The organism is Anabaena lutea FACHB-196, assembly GCF_014698305.1.
Classification (GTDB): domain Bacteria; phylum Cyanobacteriota; class Cyanobacteriia; order Cyanobacteriales; family Nostocaceae; genus Anabaena; species Anabaena lutea.
The window spans coordinates 24,694-45,871 of the sequence record NZ_JACJST010000020.1; the positions used below are offsets into that span (position 1 = coordinate 24,694).

Annotated in this window: 16 protein-coding genes; 9 read left to right on the plus strand and 7 right to left on the minus strand. The window is 38.1% G+C overall.

All coding sequences use genetic code 11. The features are described from left to right. Window positions 1-30: 30 nt before the first annotated feature. The 3 genes from H6G59_RS19385 to H6G59_RS19395 form a co-directional block, all read right to left on the minus strand. Complete coding sequence (locus H6G59_RS19385; RefSeq protein ID WP_190717311.1) at window positions 31-2,118, minus strand: caspase, EACC1-associated type; 2,088 nt, start codon at window positions 2,116-2,118, stop codon at window positions 31-33. A 30-nt stretch (window positions 2,119-2,148) separates the two neighbouring features. Beyond that, window positions 2,149-2,526, minus strand: a complete 378-nt coding sequence (locus tag H6G59_RS19390; protein WP_190717313.1) for a hypothetical protein — start codon at window positions 2,524-2,526, stop codon at window positions 2,149-2,151. Between the two features lie 420 nt (window positions 2,527-2,946). Continuing rightward, window positions 2,947-3,729 (minus strand): ABC transporter permease, encoded by a 783-nt coding sequence (locus H6G59_RS19395; protein WP_190717315.1) that lies wholly within the window; start codon window positions 3,727-3,729, stop codon window positions 2,947-2,949. Window positions 3,730-3,856: 127 nt separating this feature from the next. Here H6G59_RS19395 and H6G59_RS19400 point away from each other — a divergent pair, with 127 nt between their 5' ends. The 4 genes from H6G59_RS19400 (at window position 3,857) to H6G59_RS19415 (ending at window position 10,051) form a co-directional block, all read left to right on the plus strand. Beyond that, window positions 3,857-4,459, plus strand: a complete 603-nt coding sequence (locus H6G59_RS19400; RefSeq protein ID WP_190717318.1) for a DedA family protein — start codon at window positions 3,857-3,859, stop codon at window positions 4,457-4,459. Between the two features lie 90 nt (window positions 4,460-4,549). Further along, window positions 4,550-5,173: an exopolysaccharide biosynthesis protein gene (locus H6G59_RS19405; protein WP_190717320.1), complete on the plus strand. Its 624-nt coding sequence runs from the start codon at window positions 4,550-4,552 to the stop codon at window positions 5,171-5,173. A gap of 110 nt (window positions 5,174-5,283) precedes the next feature. Further along, the gene (locus tag H6G59_RS19410) at window positions 5,284-7,008 is read left to right on the plus strand and encodes an ABC transporter ATP-binding protein (protein WP_190717323.1); all 1,725 of its coding nucleotides are present in this window, start codon (window positions 5,284-5,286) and stop codon (window positions 7,006-7,008) included. Between the two features lie 118 nt (window positions 7,009-7,126). Beyond that, window positions 7,127-10,051 (plus strand): PAS domain-containing protein, encoded by a 2,925-nt coding sequence (locus H6G59_RS19415; protein WP_190717324.1) that lies wholly within the window; start codon window positions 7,127-7,129, stop codon window positions 10,049-10,051. 195 nt (window positions 10,052-10,246) lie between these two features. On the opposite strand, the gene H6G59_RS19420 is transcribed toward H6G59_RS19415, so the two are convergent. Continuing rightward, window positions 10,247-11,194 (minus strand): diguanylate cyclase, encoded by a 948-nt coding sequence (locus H6G59_RS19420; RefSeq protein ID WP_190717325.1) that lies wholly within the window; start codon window positions 11,192-11,194, stop codon window positions 10,247-10,249. 353 nt (window positions 11,195-11,547) lie between these two features. Here H6G59_RS19420 and H6G59_RS19425 point away from each other — a divergent pair, with 353 nt between their 5' ends. Both H6G59_RS19425 and H6G59_RS19430 read left to right on the plus strand, forming a co-directional pair. Further along, window positions 11,548-12,033 (plus strand): hypothetical protein, encoded by a 486-nt coding sequence (locus H6G59_RS19425; RefSeq protein ID WP_190717327.1) that lies wholly within the window; start codon window positions 11,548-11,550, stop codon window positions 12,031-12,033. Between the two features lie 405 nt (window positions 12,034-12,438). Beyond that, window positions 12,439-13,662, plus strand: a complete 1,224-nt coding sequence (locus tag H6G59_RS19430; RefSeq protein ID WP_190717329.1) for a bifunctional sterol desaturase/short chain dehydrogenase — start codon at window positions 12,439-12,441, stop codon at window positions 13,660-13,662. 159 nt (window positions 13,663-13,821) lie between these two features. Here the strand turns inward: H6G59_RS19430 and H6G59_RS19435 are convergent, their stop codons facing one another. Further along, entirely contained in the window at window positions 13,822-14,703 is an 882-nt protein-coding gene (locus tag H6G59_RS19435) for a 2OG-Fe(II) oxygenase (protein ID WP_190717331.1), read from the minus strand. 530 nt (window positions 14,704-15,233) lie between these two features. On the opposite strand from H6G59_RS19435, the gene H6G59_RS19440 reads away from it, so the two are divergent. Next, the gene (locus tag H6G59_RS19440; RefSeq protein ID WP_190717334.1) at window positions 15,234-15,638 is read left to right on the plus strand and encodes a hypothetical protein; all 405 of its coding nucleotides are present in this window, start codon (window positions 15,234-15,236) and stop codon (window positions 15,636-15,638) included. Window positions 15,639-15,811: 173 nt separating this feature from the next. Continuing rightward, window positions 15,812-16,585 carry a hypothetical protein gene (locus H6G59_RS19445; protein WP_190717336.1) on the plus strand — a complete coding sequence of 258 codons (774 nt, stop codon included), beginning with the start codon at window positions 15,812-15,814 and terminating at the stop codon, window positions 16,583-16,585. Window positions 16,586-16,792: 207 nt separating this feature from the next. Here the strand turns inward: H6G59_RS19445 and H6G59_RS19450 are convergent, their stop codons facing one another. After that, on the minus strand, window positions 16,793-17,284 hold the full coding sequence (locus H6G59_RS19450; RefSeq protein WP_190717338.1) for a DUF6174 domain-containing protein: 492 nt from the start codon (window positions 17,282-17,284) through the stop codon (window positions 16,793-16,795). A gap of 112 nt (window positions 17,285-17,396) precedes the next feature. Next, window positions 17,397-18,749: a hormogonium tapered terminus morphoprotein TftA gene (tftA, locus tag H6G59_RS19455; protein ID WP_190717340.1), complete on the minus strand. Its 1,353-nt coding sequence runs from the start codon at window positions 18,747-18,749 to the stop codon at window positions 17,397-17,399. A gap of 301 nt (window positions 18,750-19,050) precedes the next feature. On the opposite strand from tftA, the gene dnaG reads away from it, so the two are divergent. After that, window positions 19,051-20,958: a DNA primase gene (gene dnaG / locus H6G59_RS19460; RefSeq protein WP_190717342.1), complete on the plus strand. Its 1,908-nt coding sequence runs from the start codon at window positions 19,051-19,053 to the stop codon at window positions 20,956-20,958. Window positions 20,959-21,178 lie beyond the last annotated feature (220 nt).

The window sequence follows — 21,178 nt, forward strand, 5'->3', positions numbered from 1 at the left end:
CTATTTCCAATCTGCATGTATTGACTCGATCTACTGCTGAAGTTTTTTAATTCGATTCAAGCTATCTTGGTAGTCATCTTCATTTTGTTGTTTCTTGTACAGCGTAGCAGCTTTTTTAAAATTCTCAATTGCTGCTTGCTTATTTCCTTTTTTAGAATAAGAATTAGCAAGATTATAGTATGCTAAGGCATATTCTGGCGCAATGGAGATTGCTTGATTATAATCCTCAATGGCTTTGTCATAATTACCCAATCCGTTGTAGGCACTACCCCGTGACGCATATAGCACATTGAGAGGCTCGTATTTAAGTTCGATGGATTTGCTGTAATCAGAGATAGCCAGATCGTACTTACCTTGGGCTTTATAGGCTAATCCTCTTCGGAAATAGGATAAGGCTTGTTTGGAGTTAAGTTCGATAGATTTGTTGTAATCAAGAATAGCTAGATCGTACTTATCTAATTGATAGTAGGCATAGCCTCGCTCATCATAGCCATCGATATCGCTGGGGTTAAATTGGAGATATTTGTCGAAGTCATCAATTGCTTTTGTATAGTCTTTCAGTTTACTATGGGCATAACCCCGTCTGTAGTAATCAACTGTATAATTATTAGGATCAATCTGAAGCACTTGGTTAAAATCTTCAATTGCTCCTTTATAATCATTTTTATCATACTTATCCATTGCCCTCTCATGGAAATCCTTTGCTGACATGGAAGGAGTAGAGGTGGGTATGGGGCTATTTATGGATGTAGATGATGTATTGGACTGTGTTGTAACGACTGGATCATGTGGCTTCGTTATAAAAAAGTAGGTAATAACTATAACAGAGATGATACCTGCTCCCGCTAGGACTGCGCGGTTTCTTAGCACTGAAATAGAACTAGCAAGTTGACTGGGAAATTTAACTTGATCAGGCGTATAATTTTCATTTTTACTTGTTCCTATAACTTCTTTTATCGGTTCAATTGTTGTTTCATCTTTGCTGTGCAATATAGTTTGATTACCCATTAACTCTGAAATCTGATCTGGAGATGGGACTGATTCTTTTTGAGGAGCAATTCGAGCTTTAATAGGTTCTATATCTTTATCTCTCAGTCCCAAAATTTGTTGATAACGTTGCAACTCGTTTTGTGTCTCTTGACTGAGTATATTCTCTCGTCCAAGGGCATACATTAATGCTTGCTCATATTCTTGCAATTTTTGTTGATAGTCTCGATAAGGTTTTAAAACCTCGGCTTCAATTGCAGCAGCTTCGTGAGATAGCAGTCCTAAATTCTGATATTGTGCATCTAAGATTTTGCGACCAATCACGGAAATCTCCCCACGACTGGCATAAGTTTCAACTTCTTTGCGATATCTCAGTTTTGGATCGCCAATTGGTGCTTTAGCCAATAGGATTTTAAATCCTTCTTTGACTGCGTAGATTTCTGGTTGCATGGCGGGAGCCGCTTCTTGAACTTTCTTTTTAGCGTATTCATGCAACTCATCAACTGAAATTACACCATCATTCCCTAAGTCTGCTGCACCTGTTTCAATACCTTCAATCAGGTAACGAGTGTAAGTTGAAAGATTTTCTCCTTGTTGCTGAAAAGAATACTGAGTTGAAGTAGAAGAAGTGAGAACTGCGCGTCCCTCTCCACCGAGTTGAGTTTGGATATCAACATAACCGTCATCTTTTGCTGACCAGCCTTCGGCGAATGCGCCACTAAAGCAACAATCAAGAATTACAACTTGGCGCTTACAGCGGCTATCGCTCATGATGTTATGGACGAAACTGGCGGGAACAGCAGTTGATTTGATCAGTTGTCCTTGAGGATTTTTGCGGGTGAGACGAGTGGCCAGGTAAAGTTTACCGCTTTCATCTTTAATACCATGACCGGAGAAGTATACTATTGCTAGATCATCCTTGTGGCGATCGCTAAATAATCCCTCAATTGCTTCGTGCATTGTTTGAGGATCAGGATTCTCTAGTTTTTGGATATCTGCTTCAGCAAAGCTACCCATTTCAGGATTTTGTAAAACTTTGGCGATCGCTTGTATATCCTTGACTGAGGCGGGTAATGGGTTCAGTCCAGGTTCATACTCGCTAACTCCGATTAGCAGTGCTACCTTCACCATCTTGCTATCCTCTCCTTTAGCGATTTTTTTTCAGCTTGCTGCTACAAATTTTTGTGCTGCTTCCAGTGCGGCTGTTAGTTCTTGCTGACTGCTGGCTTTAACTTTCAGCTTTTTACCGTTAGCTTCAACTTCCAATTCAATAGTTTTGTTACCCAAGCGATCGCCTAAAAAACCCAGTAATTGCTTAACATTGCCAATAGTTACTTCAGCTTGCAACATCCCAAACAGAAAACCTCCTAACGCTTTTGAGCCTTCAGGAATTTCTGTCACTGCAACAAGTCCAGCATTTTCTACATCTAGTTCTTTGATCTCTCGCAGCAAATTACGTGTTTCCCTCTCTTGATCCTCTGCATCTAAATCTGGATTGCAAAGAGCGATTGTAAGTTTAACATTAGATTCAGAACTCATCTTGTACCTTTGAAGTTTGTTAGGCAGTTGACTATCGATTGAATTTTTGTAATTCTACTGTAGAATATCAGAAATATCTAGAAAATTTACGCAATTACCGCTAGTTTTTGCAAAATTTTATTTTTTCTAGCAAAAAATACTTAGCGGTTCTTTCGCTAAATCAAAACATTAGTATAAAATCGCAACTCGAATAATAATAACTCAATAAGGAAGATGCTAAATCACAAGCATAAATCGCAGTTGCACAAGCTGAAACAGTTAAATCACGAGAGCAGGAAGCTAAATTAAAAGCAGCTAAATTGGCTGCTAGATTAAGAGAATTGGGCGCAAAATCCAGATCTGTTGTGAACTTTTTTCTGTAGGCTAAATGTAGGTTGGGGAACCATTACTGTGGATAGGTTCCCTATTCGTAATTGATAACTAACTTGAAGCACTAGTATAAAAACGTAATGCAAACCGCCAAAACCAAGCGGAAACCCAAAACAACAGCACAGCTAACACTACTGCACCTATCAACCAGGTAGATTCACCTTGACCTAACATTGCTTGTGCAGGAACGGTAGTTAAAAATGCTACTGGAACTACAAAGGTGAAAAATACGCGATAAGCGGCGGGATATGCTACGATTGGATATCTGCCAGCTTCCAAAAACCCTCGTAAAACTTCAGTGACGTTGTAAATTTTCACGAACCAGATAGTAGTTGCTCCCAGCATAAACCACAAGCTGTAGAGAATGACTAAACTGCAAAATAACGGCAATATACTACTCAGGTACTGGTCGATTCCTAAACCGAGGCGTTTACCTGCATAGCCAATAATGATACAGCCAAAGATTAAATCTGGTAATCCCCAGGGTGATAGGGTGTGAGTGGAAAGCCAAAACTGACTGCGGATAGGTTTTAATAATACAAAGTCTAATGTGCCTTCCTGGACATGACGGACAATGCGGTTTAAGTTGGGAGCTAGGAAAGTGGCAGAAAAGCCTTGGAGTAATGTAAAAATTCCCAAGACTATCAAAGCTGCTTCCCATGACCAGCCAGTAAAAGTGTAGCCAGTGCGGTAGAACAAGAATAACCCAAAAACACTACCCGCAAGATTGCCTATGCTGCTGAGGGCGGCTAAAATAAAGTTAAGGCGATATTCCATCTCTGCGGCAATAGCAGTACTCCAAAATAACCTTAGTACTTTCAAATATCTTTGCATCTTGCTCCCATAAACCAATATCTACTAAATCTAAAATAACTTTATATAATTTTAATATTATTTTTTATTTTCTGAAAATTTTGAACGTTAAGATGTTGGATGCAACTTCCTGAGCAGGTTAGATTTCATGCATTTTGATTTACCAGAATTAATTAAATCATTGGGTTACTTTGGGGTATGGGGAATTATTTTTGCTGAATCTGGCTTACTGATTGGTTTTTTTCTGCCTGGTGATAGTTTACTATTTACGGCAGGATTTGTCGCTTCTCAGCAATTGCTGAATATTTGGGTTCTGATTTTTGGTGCGTTTGTTTGTGCTGTGTTAGGTGATAATGTCGGCTATTTTACTGGTCATAAATTTGGCAGAAAATTATTTGATAAAGAAGATTCTTGGCTTTTTCATAAAAAACACGTTACTAAAACTCAAGATTTTTATGAAAAACATGGTAAAAAAACGATTGTTTTAGCCAGATTTATGCCGATTGTCCGAACATTTGCCCCAATTGTAGCGGGTATTGGTGCTATGCATTATCGCTCGTTTATGTCTTACAATTTAATTGGTGGTTTTGCTTGGACTTTTGGCATTACTCTCTTAGGTTTCTTTTTAGGAAAAACTCTACCAGCAGAACAATTAGATAAGTATCTGTTACCAATAATTGGCGTAATTATTATTGTTTCTTTATTACCATCAATTATTCATGTAATTAAAGAAAATAGAGGCAGTAGATAATGATAAAATCCGTTACTTAAAGTTTATGCTTTAAGGTGGGATTTTTTTGATGCATAACCTGAACTGAATTGTAATAATTTTTTGTGATATATGGCTAAACTTTCTAACGAATTACAACGCTATTTTTTTGAAGAAGAAAGACCGGAAAAAGTAACTTTAGCAGATATTTTGTTATTAGCGGGAGAAAGAATTTTTGGGTTTTTGCTGGTGATTTTATCTCTACCTTCAGCTTTACCAGTTCCTGCACCTGGTTATTCAACTCCTTTTGGTGTGCTGATTTTTCTGTTAGCAGTACAGTTAATTGCAGGTGCGAAAACCCCTTGGCTACCTCCGAAGATGTTTAATCATCCTCTGCAACTATCTACAGTTCAGGGTTTTCTCAAAGCGGGATTGCCTTGGTTGCGAAGGATTGAAGCGATCGCACGTCCACGTTTATCCTATATCTGTACTACTTTACCAGGAAGAGTGACTATTGGTATTGCGATCGCTCTCATGGCTATTTCCATGATGATTCCCATCCCTGGAACCAATACTCTACCAGCAATGGGCATTTTCGTGACAGCCTTTGGTTTATCAGAAGATGATGGTGCTATTAGTTTAGGTGGTTTAGTCCTCTGTGTGATGGGAGCAATTTTAACTACCTCAATTCTGTTCGCTTTGATGTGGGGTGGTTCTAGTTTGTTAGATGTGATCAAAACTTGGTTAGGAAGGTAGGAATTAGATATTGGGAACTAGTAATTACTCTCTTTCTCCTGACTCCTGACTCCTGACTCCTGATATGGTAGCTTCAAACAAGGGAAAAATATTTTTTTGGAAGTTACAACTTGAAAACACGTTCTAATTATTGGTTATTGTTACCCTATATCCGCACTCAATGGGAAACTGTCGCTAAGGGATTTGTGGGTATTATAGGATATGTACTGGCAACTTTAACGTTAATTAATCTAGCGGGTAAATTGGCAGTTCCCTTTGGACAGGGTAATGTAGTAGCGATCGCTCAATTAGCCGGAGTCTGTGCTTTAGTATTTCTGGTGCGTGGTTTTTTTCAGTCCATGCAAGATTTATACATGGCACGCGCAGCTTTAAGAATTGCTTTTAATCTCCGTCAACAGGTTTATTCACATTTACAAAAGCTCAATCTCAGCTATTTTGAAACTGCAAAAGCTGGTGATTTATCTTATCGTCTCACTGAAGATGTTGACAGGGTTGGGGAAGTTATCAATAAGCTTTTTCATGATTTTATTCCCTGCATTTTGCAATTGGTAGCAATTCCCATTTACATGATTTACTTGAATTGGCAACTCACGCTGGCTACAGTGATTGTTGCGCCAATTATGGGAATTTTAATTGGTTGGTTTGGAGAACGTTTACGTAAATATTCTCTCAAAAGTCAAAATCGGATTTCGGATTTATCAGCTATTCTCACAGAAGTTTTTAGCGGTATTCGTTTAATTCAAGCTTTTGCCGCAGAAGACTATGAAATTGCTAGATTTAGCCATGAAGCCGAACGCAGTTTAAGAGCTAAATATTCAGCAGAAAGGTTAAAAGCAATTCAAATTCCCATTGTGGGATTTTTGGAAGCTTTAAGTGCTTTATCTTTACTGATGGTAGGAACTTGGCAAATTTCTCAAAACAATTTAACAGTAGGAGCTTTTTTCAGTTATTTAGCAGCAGCAGCTTTGTTAATTGATCCCATCGGACATACTACTAATAACTATAATGAATTTAAACAAGGAGAGGCATCAGTTGACCGAGTTTTTGAGTTGTTAGCAATTCAACCGACAGTCTTAGAAAAGCCAAATGCAATTAGTCTTCCGGCTGTAAATGGCAAAGTTGAATATCGTGATGTGACCTTTGCTTATAAAGTCGGTGAACCTGTATTAAATAATATTAATTTATTAGTAATGCCAGGTCAAGCGATCGCACTTGTCGGTGCGTCTGGTGCTGGTAAAACTACTTTTGTCAATCTGTTACCCCGATTTTATGATCCTGAAATGGGGAAAATTTTCATAGACGGTGTAAATATTCAAGATGTCACCTTAAATAGTTTAAGAAAACAAATTGGCATAGTTCCCCAAGAAACAATTATGTTTTCGGGAACAATTGCCCAAAATATCGCTTTTGGACAAAAAGCTTTTGAACTTAGCGCAGTGGAAGAAGCCGCGAAAATTGCTAATGCTCATCAATTTATTCAGCAACTACCAGAGGGTTATAATACTTGGGTAGGTGAGCGGGGTGTGAATTTATCTGGGGGACAAAGACAGAGAATTGCGATCGCACGTGCTGTACTGTTAAACCCGCAAATTTTGATACTCGATGAGGCGACATCTGCCTTAGATTCAGAATCAGAAGCTTTAGTACAGGAAGCTTTAGAAAGATTGATGGCAAACCGCACAGTACTAATTATAGCTCATAGGCTATCGACAGTGCGGAAATGCGATCGCATTTTAGTGTTAGAAAAAGGGCAAATTGTTGAATCGGGAAATCATCAAGAATTGTTAGCTTTAGAAGGAAGATATGCGCGGTATTATGCTCAACAATTTTCTTAGTCATACACCATCTAAGTAGCCATCATGAACTGCGTACACCAGGAAGAATGAAAATAAGCCCTTTCACCTTCCCCGATTTTCAAGTCAGGTTGTAGGAATATCTTCTCAGGGGTTGATCATGGAATCTGCAAAACCTTCACTACATTATCTGACTCAAGATTGTATTCAACGCCACTTTGTTGTTGTCAATCCAGATGCATCACTACTGGAAGCAGTACAAATGATGAGTCAAATAGGGAATACTGACTCTAGCTCAGATTCTCTGTACACCAGTTGCTTTTTTGTCTTAGATCACCAAAAATTAGTTGGCTTACTAACAGAACGAGATTTGGTGAAACTAGCTGCACAAGAGCGCAATTTCAGCACAACCAAAGTTGCGGAAGTCATGACAAGGGAGTTGATTACCTGTCAAGAATGGCAAGCAAAAGAGCCAATCACAGTCATAGAATTACTTCGACAGCATCGAATTCGCCATTTACCAGTTCTCAACGAACAGGGACAACTGGTGGGATTAGTAACACTGAGTAGCATTCACGCTATGTTGCAGCCTGATGAGGCAGAGTTTCTAGAACACCTATCAATACAAGTAGCCAATGCTATTCAACAAGGAACTTTACTAGAGCAAGTCCAAAAAGCGAATATAGAACTGGAAGCGAAAGTAGCAGAAAGGACTACTGAACTACAAACCGCAAATCAACGTTTGCAACAAGAGTTAATCCGCGCTCAACAAGCCGAAGCCGCACGCAAACATACAGAATCAGCCCTCCGCGACAGCGAAGAACGGTGGCAACTGGCTCTGCTTGGCAGTAATGACGGCATTTGGGATTGGAATCTGCAAACCAACGCAGTTTTCTTATCAGACCGTTGGAAAGAAATGCGTGGTTTTCAAACCCATGAGTTAACTGACTTTATGGAGAAGTGGTTCAGGCACATTCATCCAGAGGATATAGAAAACGTCAGCCAGAGGCTTAACGATCACCTCAACCGAAAAACACCATTTTTCAGCGTAGAGTACCGTGTACAGCGCCGAGATGGCAGCTATATGTGGATTCTTGATCGGGGGCAAGCACTCTGGGATCAAGCAGGTAATCTCATGCGAATGGTCGGCTTAGAAACTGATATCAGCCATCGCAAACGAGCCGAAGCCGCACTGAGAGAAAGTGAGCAACGCTATAGAATTTTAGTCACCCATGCACCCGTTGGGATTTTTCAAACTGACAACCAAGGTAACTGCTCGTATATCAATCCCCGTTGCTCAGAATTGACCGGAATGTCCATGCTAGAGGCTCTAGGTAAGGGCTGGATTCAGGCACTTCATCCCGATGACCAAGAAAAGATTATGACTGAATGGAATAGTGCTATTCAACAAGGGCGTACTTTCTCGATGGAATATCGTTACTGTAAGCCTAATGGAGAGATCATTTGGGTATCTGGCCAAGCGGTAGCTTTAGCCAATGAAGCAGGTGAAATTCTTCGCTACTTTGGAACTGTTATGGATATAACGGCTCGCAAACAAGCTGAAGAAGAACTAACCCTGAAAAACTTGGCACTGGAGGAAGCAAAACGGCAAGCCGAAACTGCTAACCAAGCGAAAAGCGAATTTCTTGCGAATATGAGTCACGAAATTCGTACCCCGATGAATGCCATTTTGGGTTTTGCCGACTTATTACAATCTGCTGTCACAGAAGCTCCTATCGCCGCTTATGTTGAAGCAATTACTACCAGTAGTAGAACTCTACTCGCATTGATTAATGATATTCTTGACCTTTCTAAAATTGAAGCCGGCAAACTTGAACTCCACTATGAACCTATAGATTTACGGGCATTAATTCAAGAAATAATCCAAATATTTAACCCAACTGCAACCGCAAAGAATTTAATTCTTCGCTCCAATATTGAGGACACATTACCTCAAGCTATTTATATTGATGAAATTCGTTTGCGCCAAATTCTTTTTAATGTTGTCGGCAATGCGTTGAAATTCACCGAAAAAGGACATATTCAAATATCTATTCGCGCTCATCCCTATTGTACAAATAATGTCGGAAAAATCTGGTTAGAAATTGCTGTTGAAGATACAGGTATTGGTATTGAACGTAGTCAACAAAAGAGCATTTTTGAGGCTTTTGTTCAAAGTGCCGGACAAAGCAACCGCAAATATGGAGGTACAGGTTTAGGACTAGCAATCACTCAACGATTAATTCATATGATGGGGGGAATGGTGACAGTCCAAAGTGAATTGGGAATAGGTAGTATTTTCACTTTCGTTTTTCCAACAGTTTCACCTGCGCTTGAGTTGACACAAATAGTTACAGAATCTTACCAAGATGACCATTTGAACCAATTCAACCCCAGTACAATTTTAGTTGTGGATGATGTAGATTCAAATCGGGAATTAATCAAGGGATATTTTGATAACACTCATCATCTGGTTCTGCTTGCAGAAGATGGGCAAGAAGCCATTCATTTAGCTCAATTACACCAACCTGATTTGATTTTGCTGGATATAAAAATGCCCTACATGGATGGAAAAGAAACCGCCAAATATCTCAAACAGGATGAAGAAACACAAAATATTCCTATAGTGATTATCACTGCTTCATCTCAGCCCCAAGAGCAGTATGAACTTGAGAGAATCTGTCAGGGGTTTTTATGCAAACCTATTAGTCGTATCCAACTTTTAACAGAACTGAGGAAACATTTACAACCGCTGAGTATAGTTGAAAATCAGAATCAATCAAATAGCTTTTACAGCCATATTAATAGTCATAAATTATTAAGAGTTCCTATCAATTTATCAGAATTATTAATCAAATTAGAACAAGAAGAAGAAATGGTCTGGAATACTTTACGTAAAACTCTGAAAATTCGGCAAATAAAGCAGTTTATTCAACGATTAGAGGCATGGGGAGAAGAGTATGACTGTCAATTATTAGTGGATTATGCTAATTCTCTGCACAGTAACTTGGATGCTTTTAATATGGATCAACTACCATTAATAATAGAGCAATTTCCATCTGTACGAAAAGCACTAAGTAGGTAGGTGGCAAAATTTATCGTTATGACAAGGCAGGAGGCAGAGGGCAGAAGGCAGAAGGGAATAGAGTTTGAACTAAATTTACTTTTCGTTATATACTTCTGTTTTTTGTGCCTTCCTACTTAGAAACTTTGATTTAAAGAAGTCAACCCCTAAGGGAAATTAAAAATTAACATCCCCATAAATAATTTTCAGCAAACCCTAATTATCAGCAATTACGCGGTTGCGTCCTTGATTTTTGGCTTGATAAAGTGCCTTATCGGCCCGTTGAATGATAGTATCAATAGTCTGGTCTGCCGAGTTATAGCTGGCTATCCCAATACTGACTGTAATTGATACTTTTTTTTCTCCGACCAAAATATATTGATTGTTAATATTTTCTCGGATACGTTCAGCTACTATTATGGCTGCATTGATATCCGTTTCTGGTAATAATACTACAAATTCTTCACCTCCAAATCTACCAAAAAAATCTACTTGACGCAAATAACTGAGGACAGTTTTGGTCATGAATATAATGACTTCATCTCCTATACTATGTCCAAATGTATCGTTAATTCGTTTAAAATAGTCAATATCTATTAAAAGAACAGCAAAAGACAAATAATATCTTTGACTACGCTTTATTTCTTGTTCTGCTATCATTAAAAGATAACGACGGTTCCAAACCCCAGTTAATGGATCTGTATTGGCTAATGTTTCTAATTTTTTGACCAATTCTCCTTGTTCATGTAATAATTTTTTCAATTTTTGCCGTGAATATTTTAGTTCTAAATGCATTCTCACACGTGCTAGAAGTTCTGCTGCATAAAAGGGTTTTGTAATGTAATCAACTGCTCCTTTTTCAAAAGCTTGCAGTAAATGCTCTTGTTGTTTACTAGCAGAAATAAAAATAATCGGAATTTCCGATAATTCAGGATTATTTTGAATTTGTTCACATACCTCTAAACCATCCATTTCTGGCATCATTAAGTCTAATAATATTAAGTCTGGACGAGCCGATTTGGCACGTTCTAAAGCTTGATTACCATTGGATACTAAGGTATATTCATAGCCAACTTTATCTAGAATATTGGCTATAACTTGCAAATTTAGTTTGACATCATCGACTACTAAAATTAAACAATCTTCTGGATTAAATAATGTCATAATATTCTGATGTTGTGAAAATAAGGTTAAAAAGCAGATAAGCTGTGGAGCATGAAGAAAAAATAATTATGACCACATGATTAGGAAAAAACTTGAATTTTTATCTAAATTAGCTTAATCAGCAAAATATAGATTATACAATTTTGTTGGGTATGCTAACTGTCGAATATCAATTGCAGACTGTCTAGTTGAACCGATTAGTTGGAACGCTTTAGTTTGGCAGCCCCTAATCCGCCATAATTATTCATATTTAATAATATTTATTTTTATGAATAAACTAGTCAAGTTGATGTTTGATTTTGTTAAACTTATCAAAAGGGCAGAATTAAAAATTAAAAGGTTCCTAAAAAACAATGATTCATCACATATCTATTTCTGTTCAAAATCCCCAGCACGTTGCCGAAGTTCTGGCTGAAGTCATCAATGGTAAATCTTTTCCTTTCTTCCCTCATCCCGGTAGTTATATGGTTTTACCTCTGGATGAACACGGGACAGGGATTGAAGTTTACCCTTTTAAAACTGAGTTAGTGCCTGGAAGAGGAAACGAACAAGTTCAGTTTGTAGAGACTGCAAACTCTTCTGGGTTTACAGCTACTCATGCAGCAGTTTCTGTATCTTCAAGTCGGGAAAAAATCGAGGAAATTGGCAACCGTGAAGGTTGGAGAACTATTTTTTGTAACCGGGACTCCTTTTTTGATGTCATTGAGTTTTGGATAGAAAACAAAATCATGATAGAACTGCTCACCCCAGAAATGGCTTCTCAATATTTAACAGTTATGCAACCAGAAAGTCTAGAAAAGATATTTACCCAAGTTGCTGGTACCGCAGGGCAGAATTAAAAATTAAAAATTAACAAAGCAGATTGTATAAGCTTTTCAGGAATTTTCAATAGTTGGTTGACGGCTACCGTTGTGTACTAGTCATCTAGTTTAGGCTGGGAATGGGTAATTGGGAAAAAGGTTTAATTCTTGATTAAACTCTGTTGTCTTTCTGTCAAGATTCACCTGTGCTGATTCAAAAGTGACAACTTCATCCACCTAAGTATCAGCACATTTAAATACATTCCAATATTAGTGAAAGCGATTTATAGATTTAATCCTCGCTTTGTAGTGACATGGATTGGGCAGGAAGCATATTCAAAACCTCAAAAAATTGGGGATTGGAAAAAAAATTTTACCCATTACGTCTTACCTATTATCTATTATGAAGAATAATTAAGAATAAATGGTATCAACAAAAACGTGATGAGACTGGCTGAAAGCTTAACAATTGATTGGGTTTTAGTAAACACCTGCGTGCAGTTTGCAGCTTGGGGGTTATTCTCCCTATTACTCGCAGAAATATTAAGGGACAGCTACCATGCTTTGTGTCACCAGGTAACTTGGCTGGCTAAATGGCACAATAAGCACCACGCGGCTTATCGTCGGGATTTATCGTTAGTTTCCCAGAAAGCTTATCTAGATTCCCAGCTTTACCATGACATATTAGAGTCGAGTTTACTGGTAGTCATATTAACAGCAGTTGCCTTACTCGCCCAGCAATGGGGGTTATGGTTGGGAGTCGTCTATGCTGTAACTTTTTTGTATGGTGCATCTGGGCGCTATTTCCAAGGAACAATTGATACAGACTACAACCACCTACCTGGGGCTTTAGAGACAATTCCTTCTGTTTGGTTTGTGAATAGAACTTATCATTGGCGACATCATTTTGATGATGTTAACGCTTATTACAGTGGTGTCTTTCCCTTAGTAGATAAAATTTTGGGAACAGGACTTTCTGTCAAAGGTAAAACCGTGGCTTTAACGGGTGCGTCTGGTGCTTTAGGACAAGCATTAGTGGCTCAGTTGCTGAAGCATAATGCTACAGTTGTGGCATTAAGCACCAATCCCGACAAAATACAACCGCAAGCTGGCGTGAAAGTGCTGGCTTGGGAATTGGGTAATGAAGCGGAACTACAAGCCAGATTAGAGAAAGTGGATATTCTAATTATCAATCATGGCGTGAATGTTTATAGCGATCGCACTTCGGCAGCAATTCAAAATTCCTATGAAGTGAACACCTTTTCGGCGTTGCGGTTGATAGATATATTTTCTGCAACTGTTACAGGCCCATTCGCCAAAGCAACTAAGGAAATTTGGGTTAACACTTCGGAAGCGGAGGTTTCCCCAGCCTTTAGTCCCCTGTATGAACTCAGTAAAAGAGCCTTAGGGGATATTATTACTCTCAAGCAGCTAGATAGAGTTTGTGTAATTCGCAAGTTAATCTTGGGACCGTTTAAGAGTCAACTAAATCCTTATGGTGTGATGTCAGCAACCCAAGTAGCGCGAGGGATTTTGTTTTTAGCCAAGCGGGATTTTAGAAATATTATTGTCACGGTAAACCCGTTGACATATGTGTTGTTTCCCATCAAGGAATTTACTACTTGGTTGTATTATCGCATTTTTAGTAAAGCCTTAAAAACTGACTGATTTTCCAGCAATTAGCATTTAAATAAGCCATCTTGTAGAGAAATTTACTAATCTCTACATGGTGGTATGGCGTAAGCTATTGATAAAACCTAGATGCCAAAAGACTTTTGATACTGTCACCTGCAATACTTAGAAATTGGTTGTTCATTAATCTATTTTTTATTGCCAAAGAATATGCTTTTTTTGCGATTCTGAAAAATTTTCTGCTAATAAAGTTAAGTCTTCATAGGGCAAGGATATACTACTATAAAATGAATGCTTTTTACTTCGGGGTGTATAATCAAAAAAGAGAGTAAATCTATCTGATGTTATGGGGATTTTCCCACGATGAAATATACTGTCTGTAGCAGCAAATATCACTGTACCCTTAGAACCAAGACATGAATTATAATTTTCCGCAGATATAACCTCTTGCATGGTTTTGTCGAGAATATAACCACATACATATTTTAAAGAATCAGCTATGTGTGAAGTTAAAGACTGAGAAATATATTGAAATGGTCCTTGGTTCTCATCAACATCATTTAAATAAATGACGATTTTCAGGACCCTTCGAGCTTCACTATCTATATGCCATAATCTTGAACCTTTCTCTAATTGATTGGTGATATCTCTGCGAAAATATACACCATGATAGGCTACTGGAAAACCAAAGTAATTCTCAACAATGTTAAGTAAACGTTGTTCTAGTCCCCACAAAAATATTTCTGGATATTGCATTATTTGCCGAGAATTAGCATGAAAAACAAATTGTTCTTCATGATTATGAACATTTTTTTCTAATCTGGGCATAATATTTTTTACGGCATCTAGTAATCGATAGGTAGATGGTATAGCTAATTCTTCTAATGAAGTAATTACAACACCTTCCTTTTTCATTGTATTTACTAAATCAAGATCACTTTTTGAAAGATGAGGCAGATTGATAATATGTTTTTTTACTGCTTCTTGATAAGCTAATTCACCTTGATATCGTATCAATGGAATTGTATTAATCTTTTTCAAGAGTTTATTATGAGCTATCTGGTGAAATTTATACATTATTTTATATCCTCAGATTAATTTAGATGTAAATATAACTATTGCAAGCAATTTAATTATCTTTCTTTAGTCATAAAGGTACTTGATTTTGAATAAGTAATCGGCATTATGGCTGGTAATTATTGCTATTTAATACCTTCTGTGTTGTGATGTAGTTAACTACAAAATTAAATTATATGTATATAGATATGTATATGGCGATAAAAATGACACCAATTGAGAGCATAATTATCACAGAGCAATACACGCAAGGCTGATTTTGTAGATATTTCCATTCCCTTGGCATTGGCGTAGTCTATCAGTACGACTCAACGTCAAAAATGGTATAAAATAGACTAAATTGGTTGATGCTAAATGTTCTATAAAAATAAAATATTGTTTTCCTTGGGCTGAACACGCTTTTGATGCGGTTTTTAATGGTGTTAGTAATCAATTAGCGTTATATTACACCGAAAGGTTTTTGGCTTGGGCTTTGTTTGTCCAGTAATTTAATCATCTTGATCATCAAATTTTAGAATTTTTAGAAGCATATGGTGCGCTTGTTTGTGACAGGGATTTTAGTTTTGTTAACTGCTTGTAGCAGTATTGTATTGCTACCGACTTATGATTTAGTCCAGAAAGCGATCGCACTCCAAGTAGAACAAACCCAACAGCAACTTAGCCAAAAGCTAGATTTAGACTTCCAAGCATTTGACATTCAGGGACTTTCAATTACCCAACAGCAACCCCTGACGATTGAAAATTTACCCGCTTACCGTGTGCGGGGAACCTATAATCTCATAGTCAAATTACCAAAACGCAGCTTTACCCAAGCGCAAAAACCCTTTGAACTTTATTTGCAAATTCAGAAAGAAGGTAAAAGCTGGAGGTTGCTGCTTCCAGACAAAAATAGTCAAAATACTCACCCAAGTTGGCGTAGTTACCTGATTCTTTAGTTGGTGTGTGCTACTGCAAAAACTATCACAGTTAAACAAGCTAAAATCTCAAGTTCAAAATCCCAAATTTCTATAACTACCATGTGCTATTAGAAAAACCAGCACAGGGACAGAAGTATAACAGCTAACCTGTAGCCATGATGGGGATAACTGTTTTACCGAAGATAAAAAATATGTATTTCAACTTTTTTCTCAGTTCTATTGTGGGAATTGTTGTCACAGTATTACTAGCTTTTGGGGTTTTGCAATGGTTACACATACCTGCTGGTAATTTTCTCGATTGGGTAATTGGTGGTGCAAGTTTTTGGTGGTTATTAGTAATTGTCACAGTTCCCTGGAATGTGCATTTTCAAGCTAAAGAAGTTTTAGCAGAAGCAGCAGAATCAATTGAAAAAAATATTCCCGTAGATGAAAAACAAATTAAATATGTGAAAGCTTTAGCCAAGCGTTCGTTCTGGCTGGCAATTGGTTTACACTTAATCTCAGCCGTTGGTCTTTATATCTTAGCTGCTACTGGTATTAGTGCTGTAGGATATATCAGTTCTGGAGCAGCTTTGTTATTAACTTTACTGCGTCCAGCTATCAGCGCCTATGAATATTTATATGCTCGGTTGAGAACGATTCGCCAAGCATTTATTTATCCTCGTGAAGATATTTTAGAACTTCGTAACCGCTTTTATGAAATTGAACAAAAAATCCAATCTGTAGAAGATCAACTTAATCCAGAACAATCTTATTCTTTAGTAGCTAATCAACAACGGTTTTCAGAAGAAACCCGCCGAGAACTAGCGCGAATTATGGCTAATTTAGAGGAATTACGGGCTACAAATCAATCAGAACATGAACGTCTATCGAGAGAAGCCAGAAATGCGATCGCACAACTTTCTAGTGATGGACAATTTCTCGATCATGTCCGGGAAATTATCAGATTCTTTAAATCAGCGTGAACATACACCAGGAAACAGCAGTAAAACCAGCTTTTTATTTACCTTTGTAACTACATCTTGTATTTAATTTGCCTGGAATACGCTGTAAATTAAATGATCACAATTATGAAAATTAATACAGAGACGTTTCAGGAAACGTCTCTATAGTATTTTCAAGTTAAAAAGATTTTAATTGATAAAGCCTATTGTGACAGAGAAATAGATGAGTTATTGCAGCACTTTAAAATTTTCAACTGTCACATATAATTCTTCATCTGCCATCTGTGCGCTATAATCAATGTTAATTTGAGTTGGGTAGCCAAGTTTGGGGTTGTATTTCACCGTCAAACTATCTGCTTTACGAGCGATCGCATCTTTAACTACACTAAACAGTTTAGGGATAGTATCATATTGTTTGAATAATTCTGGATCAACAGGGTTGCCAGTTTCTACAGAAATCACAGAAGTTGCCACGCCATTATTAACTTCAATAATCACAGGTCCTCTAGCTTCTGGTGTGCAGAAACAACTTCGCGTCAATTGATAACTATATTTAGATACATTTTGACGATTCCAGAGTTTTTTATTAATGCTTAATTTTTTGATATTTGAGTTAGATGATTGTACTTTTGCTACTTGAATAGGTGGTTGAGCAATTAATGGTAAATACCACCCAAAAGAAATTAGTAATCCCGCACCGATAGCAATAGGTAAGCGCATAAAAATCCTCGTCTCTTGTAAAGAATATTTGTGATTTAAGTACATTGGTATAGACGAGCTTTAGGTGCAGAAGTTTCAGAAATATCTCAAATTAATATCTCAAATTCATCAATCAAAGCAATCCGGCTGATTCATAAAGTCGTTTAAATAAGGCTTTAATTTTTGTACCATAATCTAAATCTGCTGACCATCTTCCTGATAGTTGATCAACTGATGGAGCAATACCCCTGGTGACAAATCTAAATCGGGGATCTACTTCTTGTTGTACTAAAGGTTCTAAACTGGCGTAGGCTTTCAAATGTTGAATATGCGCTCTGACACCTATTCTGGCGCTAGGAAAAGATGCTGCTTGTGCGCCACCACCTATTGCTCCTAAACCAGCAAAGTTATTTTGCTGAGGTTTGACATCACCACCAAAACGTAAAAATCCAGTTTCTAAACACATTTGGCAAAAGGCAAGATCATGGTTTACTCCTTCGAGAGCGGCTTCTTCTCGATAAAGTTTCGGCACATCAGGAAACTGGATTAGGGCGTTGTCATTGTTGTTCTTCAAAAATATTTGTAGCTGTATTTCTGAGGTATTGCCATTGGAAATAATTTTGTCAATTTGTCCTGGACAAACTGTTAAAATTGAGCGTAATTTGAGAGTACTAGTTGCACCATCCCAGGCAATAGAAATATTAAAATCCCGAAGTTCGATGGCTTTGATGTAAACTATTCGCCGATAGGTAACACGGTTAACATTAGGTGATTTTGATAAATCAATTTGCAAGCGATCTACTAAATCAATGGGTATATAAGAGTTGCCATTAATCAGCACTCCTTGCTCTGGGTAATTTTGTCCATTGATATTGATATTGATTGGTGGATAATTTGGTTCTGCGGGAGTTCCAGGATTGGGATCAATTACTCGACTCCAAGCTATTAATCCATCAACAATTCCTAAAGCAAAATCACGGCGACGAGTTTGTAGTAAAGTTCGATCATCTGGACTGCTGATAAAACCCACTTGTAGTAATAATGCTGCGATCGCAGTCTGACGACAAAACATCAAACTACCTAAGCCACTATCTGTATCAGGCTTAACGCCGCGATTGGGTAATTGAGGCACACGGCGCAACAATCCCATCAGCAACATCTCTGCATTTTGTTTGCGGATATTATTGTTGGCAATATAGAAAACACTAGCTCCCCGGATACTCGGACTACTAGCCGCATCAGAGTGAATTTCTACCGCCACATCAGTGGAACGAGCGCGAGAATTAATCCAGGTAATAGTTTGAGCAGCACTCAAATCATCAGGAACAGCTAACACTTCCACAGTCCGGGATCTCAGTTCTGTAACAATCAAATCCCGTAAAAGAATCATTTCTTTCGCTTCAGTAGTACCAGCTGCGATCGCACCAGGATCAATTCCGCCCGCTTCTTTGCCCCCATGCGCCGCCGAAATAAAAATACGTCCCATTTTTGATGTTTCCCGTTGTTATGCTTCAGCTTATGCAATTTTATCGATTATTCGGGTTCTCACAACAAGAATTATAATAGTCTCTGAAGGCGGGAGTCAGGAGTCAGGAGGAAGAAGAGGATTTAGAATAATCTAGAACCTGAAAAACTATTTACCAATCACCAATCACCAATCACCAATCACCAATCACCAATCACCAATCACCAATCCCCAATCCCCAATCACCAATCACCAATCACCAATCACCAATCACCAATCACCAATCACCAATCACCAATCACCAATCACCATTACCTAAAAAATGCAAATCCCTCGCTTACATCCAGACACAGTTGAAGAAGTCAAACTCCGTGCTGATATTGTTGATGTTGTTTCGGAGTATGTAGTCTTACGGAAGCGCGGAAAAGATTTTGTTGGTTTATGCCCTTTTCATGATGAGAAAAGCCCCAGTTTCACCGTCAGCCCAAACAAGCAAATGTATTATTGCTTCGGTTGTCAAGCTGGAGGTAACGCCATTAAGTTTCTCATGGATTTGAATAAACGCCACTTTACGGAAGTAGTACTAGACTTAGCACGGCGTTACCAAGTCCCTGTACAAACCTTAGAACCAGAACAAAGGCAAGAATTACAGCGCCAGTTATCTCTGCGTGAGCAGTTGTACGAGGTTTTGGCTTCCACAGCCCAATTTTATCAACACGCCCTCAGACACACGCAGCAACAAAAGGTAATGCAATATTTACAGGAGAGTCGCCAACTCAAAGAAGAGACAATTCAACAATTTGGTTTAGGTTATGCGCCTTCTGGTTGGGAAACCCTGCATCGGTATTTGGTGGAAGATAAACGCTACCCAGTGCAATTGGTGGAAAAGGCGGGTTTGATTAAACCGAGGAAAGAAGGAGGTGGATATTATGATGTATTTCGGGATAGGTTGATGATTCCTATTCGTGACGTACAAGGGCGAGTAATTGCTTTTGGTGGGAGAACACTGACAGATGAACAACCCAAATATTTGAACTCACCGGAAACAGAACTTTTTAGTAAAGGTAAAACCTTATTTGCTCTAGATCAAGCTAAAGACGGAATTGCTAAACTAGATCAAGCTGTGGTAGTTGAGGGATACTTTGATGCGATCGCTCTCCATGCTGCGGGAATTAATAACGCCGTCGCTTCTCTGGGAACAGCTTTAAGCATAGAACAAGTCCGTTTACTCTTGCGTTACACCGATTCCAAACAACTAGTACTCAACTTTGATGCTGATAAAGCTGGAACCAACGCCGCCGAAAGAGCGATCGGTGAAATTGCAACTTTAGCATATCAAGGCGAAGTGCAATTAAAAATTCTTAACTTACCCAACGGTAAAGATGCTGATGAATACTTGCATAGTCATACAGCCGCAGATTATCAGCAACTATTAACCAACGCCCCATTATGGTTAAATTGGCAGATTGACCAAATTATTAAAGATAGAAATTTAAGACAAGCTACCGACTTTCAGCAAGTCACGCAACAAATAGTAAAACTCTTGCAAAATATAGTTAATAGTGATACTCTTAATTACTACATTTCCTACTGTGCAGAAATACTCAGCTTAGGGGACGCTAGACTTATTCCTCTAAGAATTGAGAACTTACTAACTCAAATTGCTCCTACTAAGGTACAAAGCCCAAGTGCAAGAGTACGCAAACAGGAGCCTAAAACGCCAAAGCTATCTCTAGTAAATACAGAACGTAGTCTACTAGAACGAGCCGAGGCGTTATTATTACAAATTTATCTCCATTGTCCAGAACAGCGTCAGGTAATAATTGATGAATTAGAAGAGCGAAATTTAGAATTAAGCCTTTCTCATCACCGTTTTTTATGGTTACAGATTTCTGAATTAACAGACGAAGCTGATTTAATTTCCAGTTTGCAAAATCGATATTTAGAATTATCAGAAGAATTAGTATTAGTTGCTCATTTATTCCATTTAAATGAGAAAACCAATAAAGAAATATTGCGTACTCCCCAAGTAGTGCAAGCAACGCTGGCTTGTATGGAAATAGTTTTGAGAGAAAAGCGTTGTCGTCACTTTATGGAACTATGGGAGAACATAGATATCCAAGCAGAACCAGATAAATATAAATATTATGCAGACGCTATGTATGCTGAAAAAACGCGACTACAAGAACTAGACAAACAACGACAATTTTCGATTACAGAATTGTTGTAATTTAGGGTTTGCTGAAAAAGTTATCTGTGTTCGCGCAGCGTGACGTAAGTCATGGGCTAGGAGTCAGAATTCAGGAGACGCTTCGCAGACCTCCGGTTCAGGAGTCAGGAGGAAGAATTAGAAGGAGAGAAGAATAGTCTTGAATCTGGTCAAGTGATAGGCTTTTGCTAGCTTCAACGCTTATTCCTTGCGCCTGTGTAGGATGACAGATGGATTGATA

Coding starts and splice junctions, on each gene's coding strand:
- H6G59_RS19445 (WP_190717336.1), top strand. CDS start 15,812: ATGTATTTCAACTTTTTTCTCAGTTCTATTGTGGGAATTGTTGTCACA.
- H6G59_RS19420 (WP_190717325.1), bottom strand. CDS start 11,194: ATGACATTATTTAATCCAGAAGATTGTTTAATTTTAGTAGTCGATGAT.
- H6G59_RS19425 (WP_190717327.1), top strand. CDS start 11,548: ATGATTCATCACATATCTATTTCTGTTCAAAATCCCCAGCACGTTGCC.
- H6G59_RS19400 (WP_190717318.1), top strand. CDS start 3,857: ATGCATTTTGATTTACCAGAATTAATTAAATCATTGGGTTACTTTGGG.
- H6G59_RS19450 (WP_190717338.1), bottom strand. CDS start 17,284: ATGCGCTTACCTATTGCTATCGGTGCGGGATTACTAATTTCTTTTGGG.
- H6G59_RS19415 (WP_190717324.1), top strand. CDS start 7,127: ATGGAATCTGCAAAACCTTCACTACATTATCTGACTCAAGATTGTATT.
- H6G59_RS19440 (WP_190717334.1), top strand. CDS start 15,234: ATGGTGCGCTTGTTTGTGACAGGGATTTTAGTTTTGTTAACTGCTTGT.
- dnaG (WP_190717342.1), top strand. CDS start 19,051: ATGCAAATCCCTCGCTTACATCCAGACACAGTTGAAGAAGTCAAACTC.
- H6G59_RS19385 (WP_190717311.1), bottom strand. CDS start 2,118: ATGGTGAAGGTAGCACTGCTAATCGGAGTTAGCGAGTATGAACCTGGA.
- H6G59_RS19405 (WP_190717320.1), top strand. CDS start 4,550: ATGGCTAAACTTTCTAACGAATTACAACGCTATTTTTTTGAAGAAGAA.
- H6G59_RS19395 (WP_190717315.1), bottom strand. CDS start 3,729: ATGCAAAGATATTTGAAAGTACTAAGGTTATTTTGGAGTACTGCTATT.
- H6G59_RS19430 (WP_190717329.1), top strand. CDS start 12,439: ATGAGACTGGCTGAAAGCTTAACAATTGATTGGGTTTTAGTAAACACC.
- H6G59_RS19435 (WP_190717331.1), bottom strand. CDS start 14,703: ATGTATAAATTTCACCAGATAGCTCATAATAAACTCTTGAAAAAGATT.
- H6G59_RS19390 (WP_190717313.1), bottom strand. CDS start 2,526: ATGAGTTCTGAATCTAATGTTAAACTTACAATCGCTCTTTGCAATCCA.
- tftA (WP_190717340.1), bottom strand. CDS start 18,749: ATGGGACGTATTTTTATTTCGGCGGCGCATGGGGGCAAAGAAGCGGGC.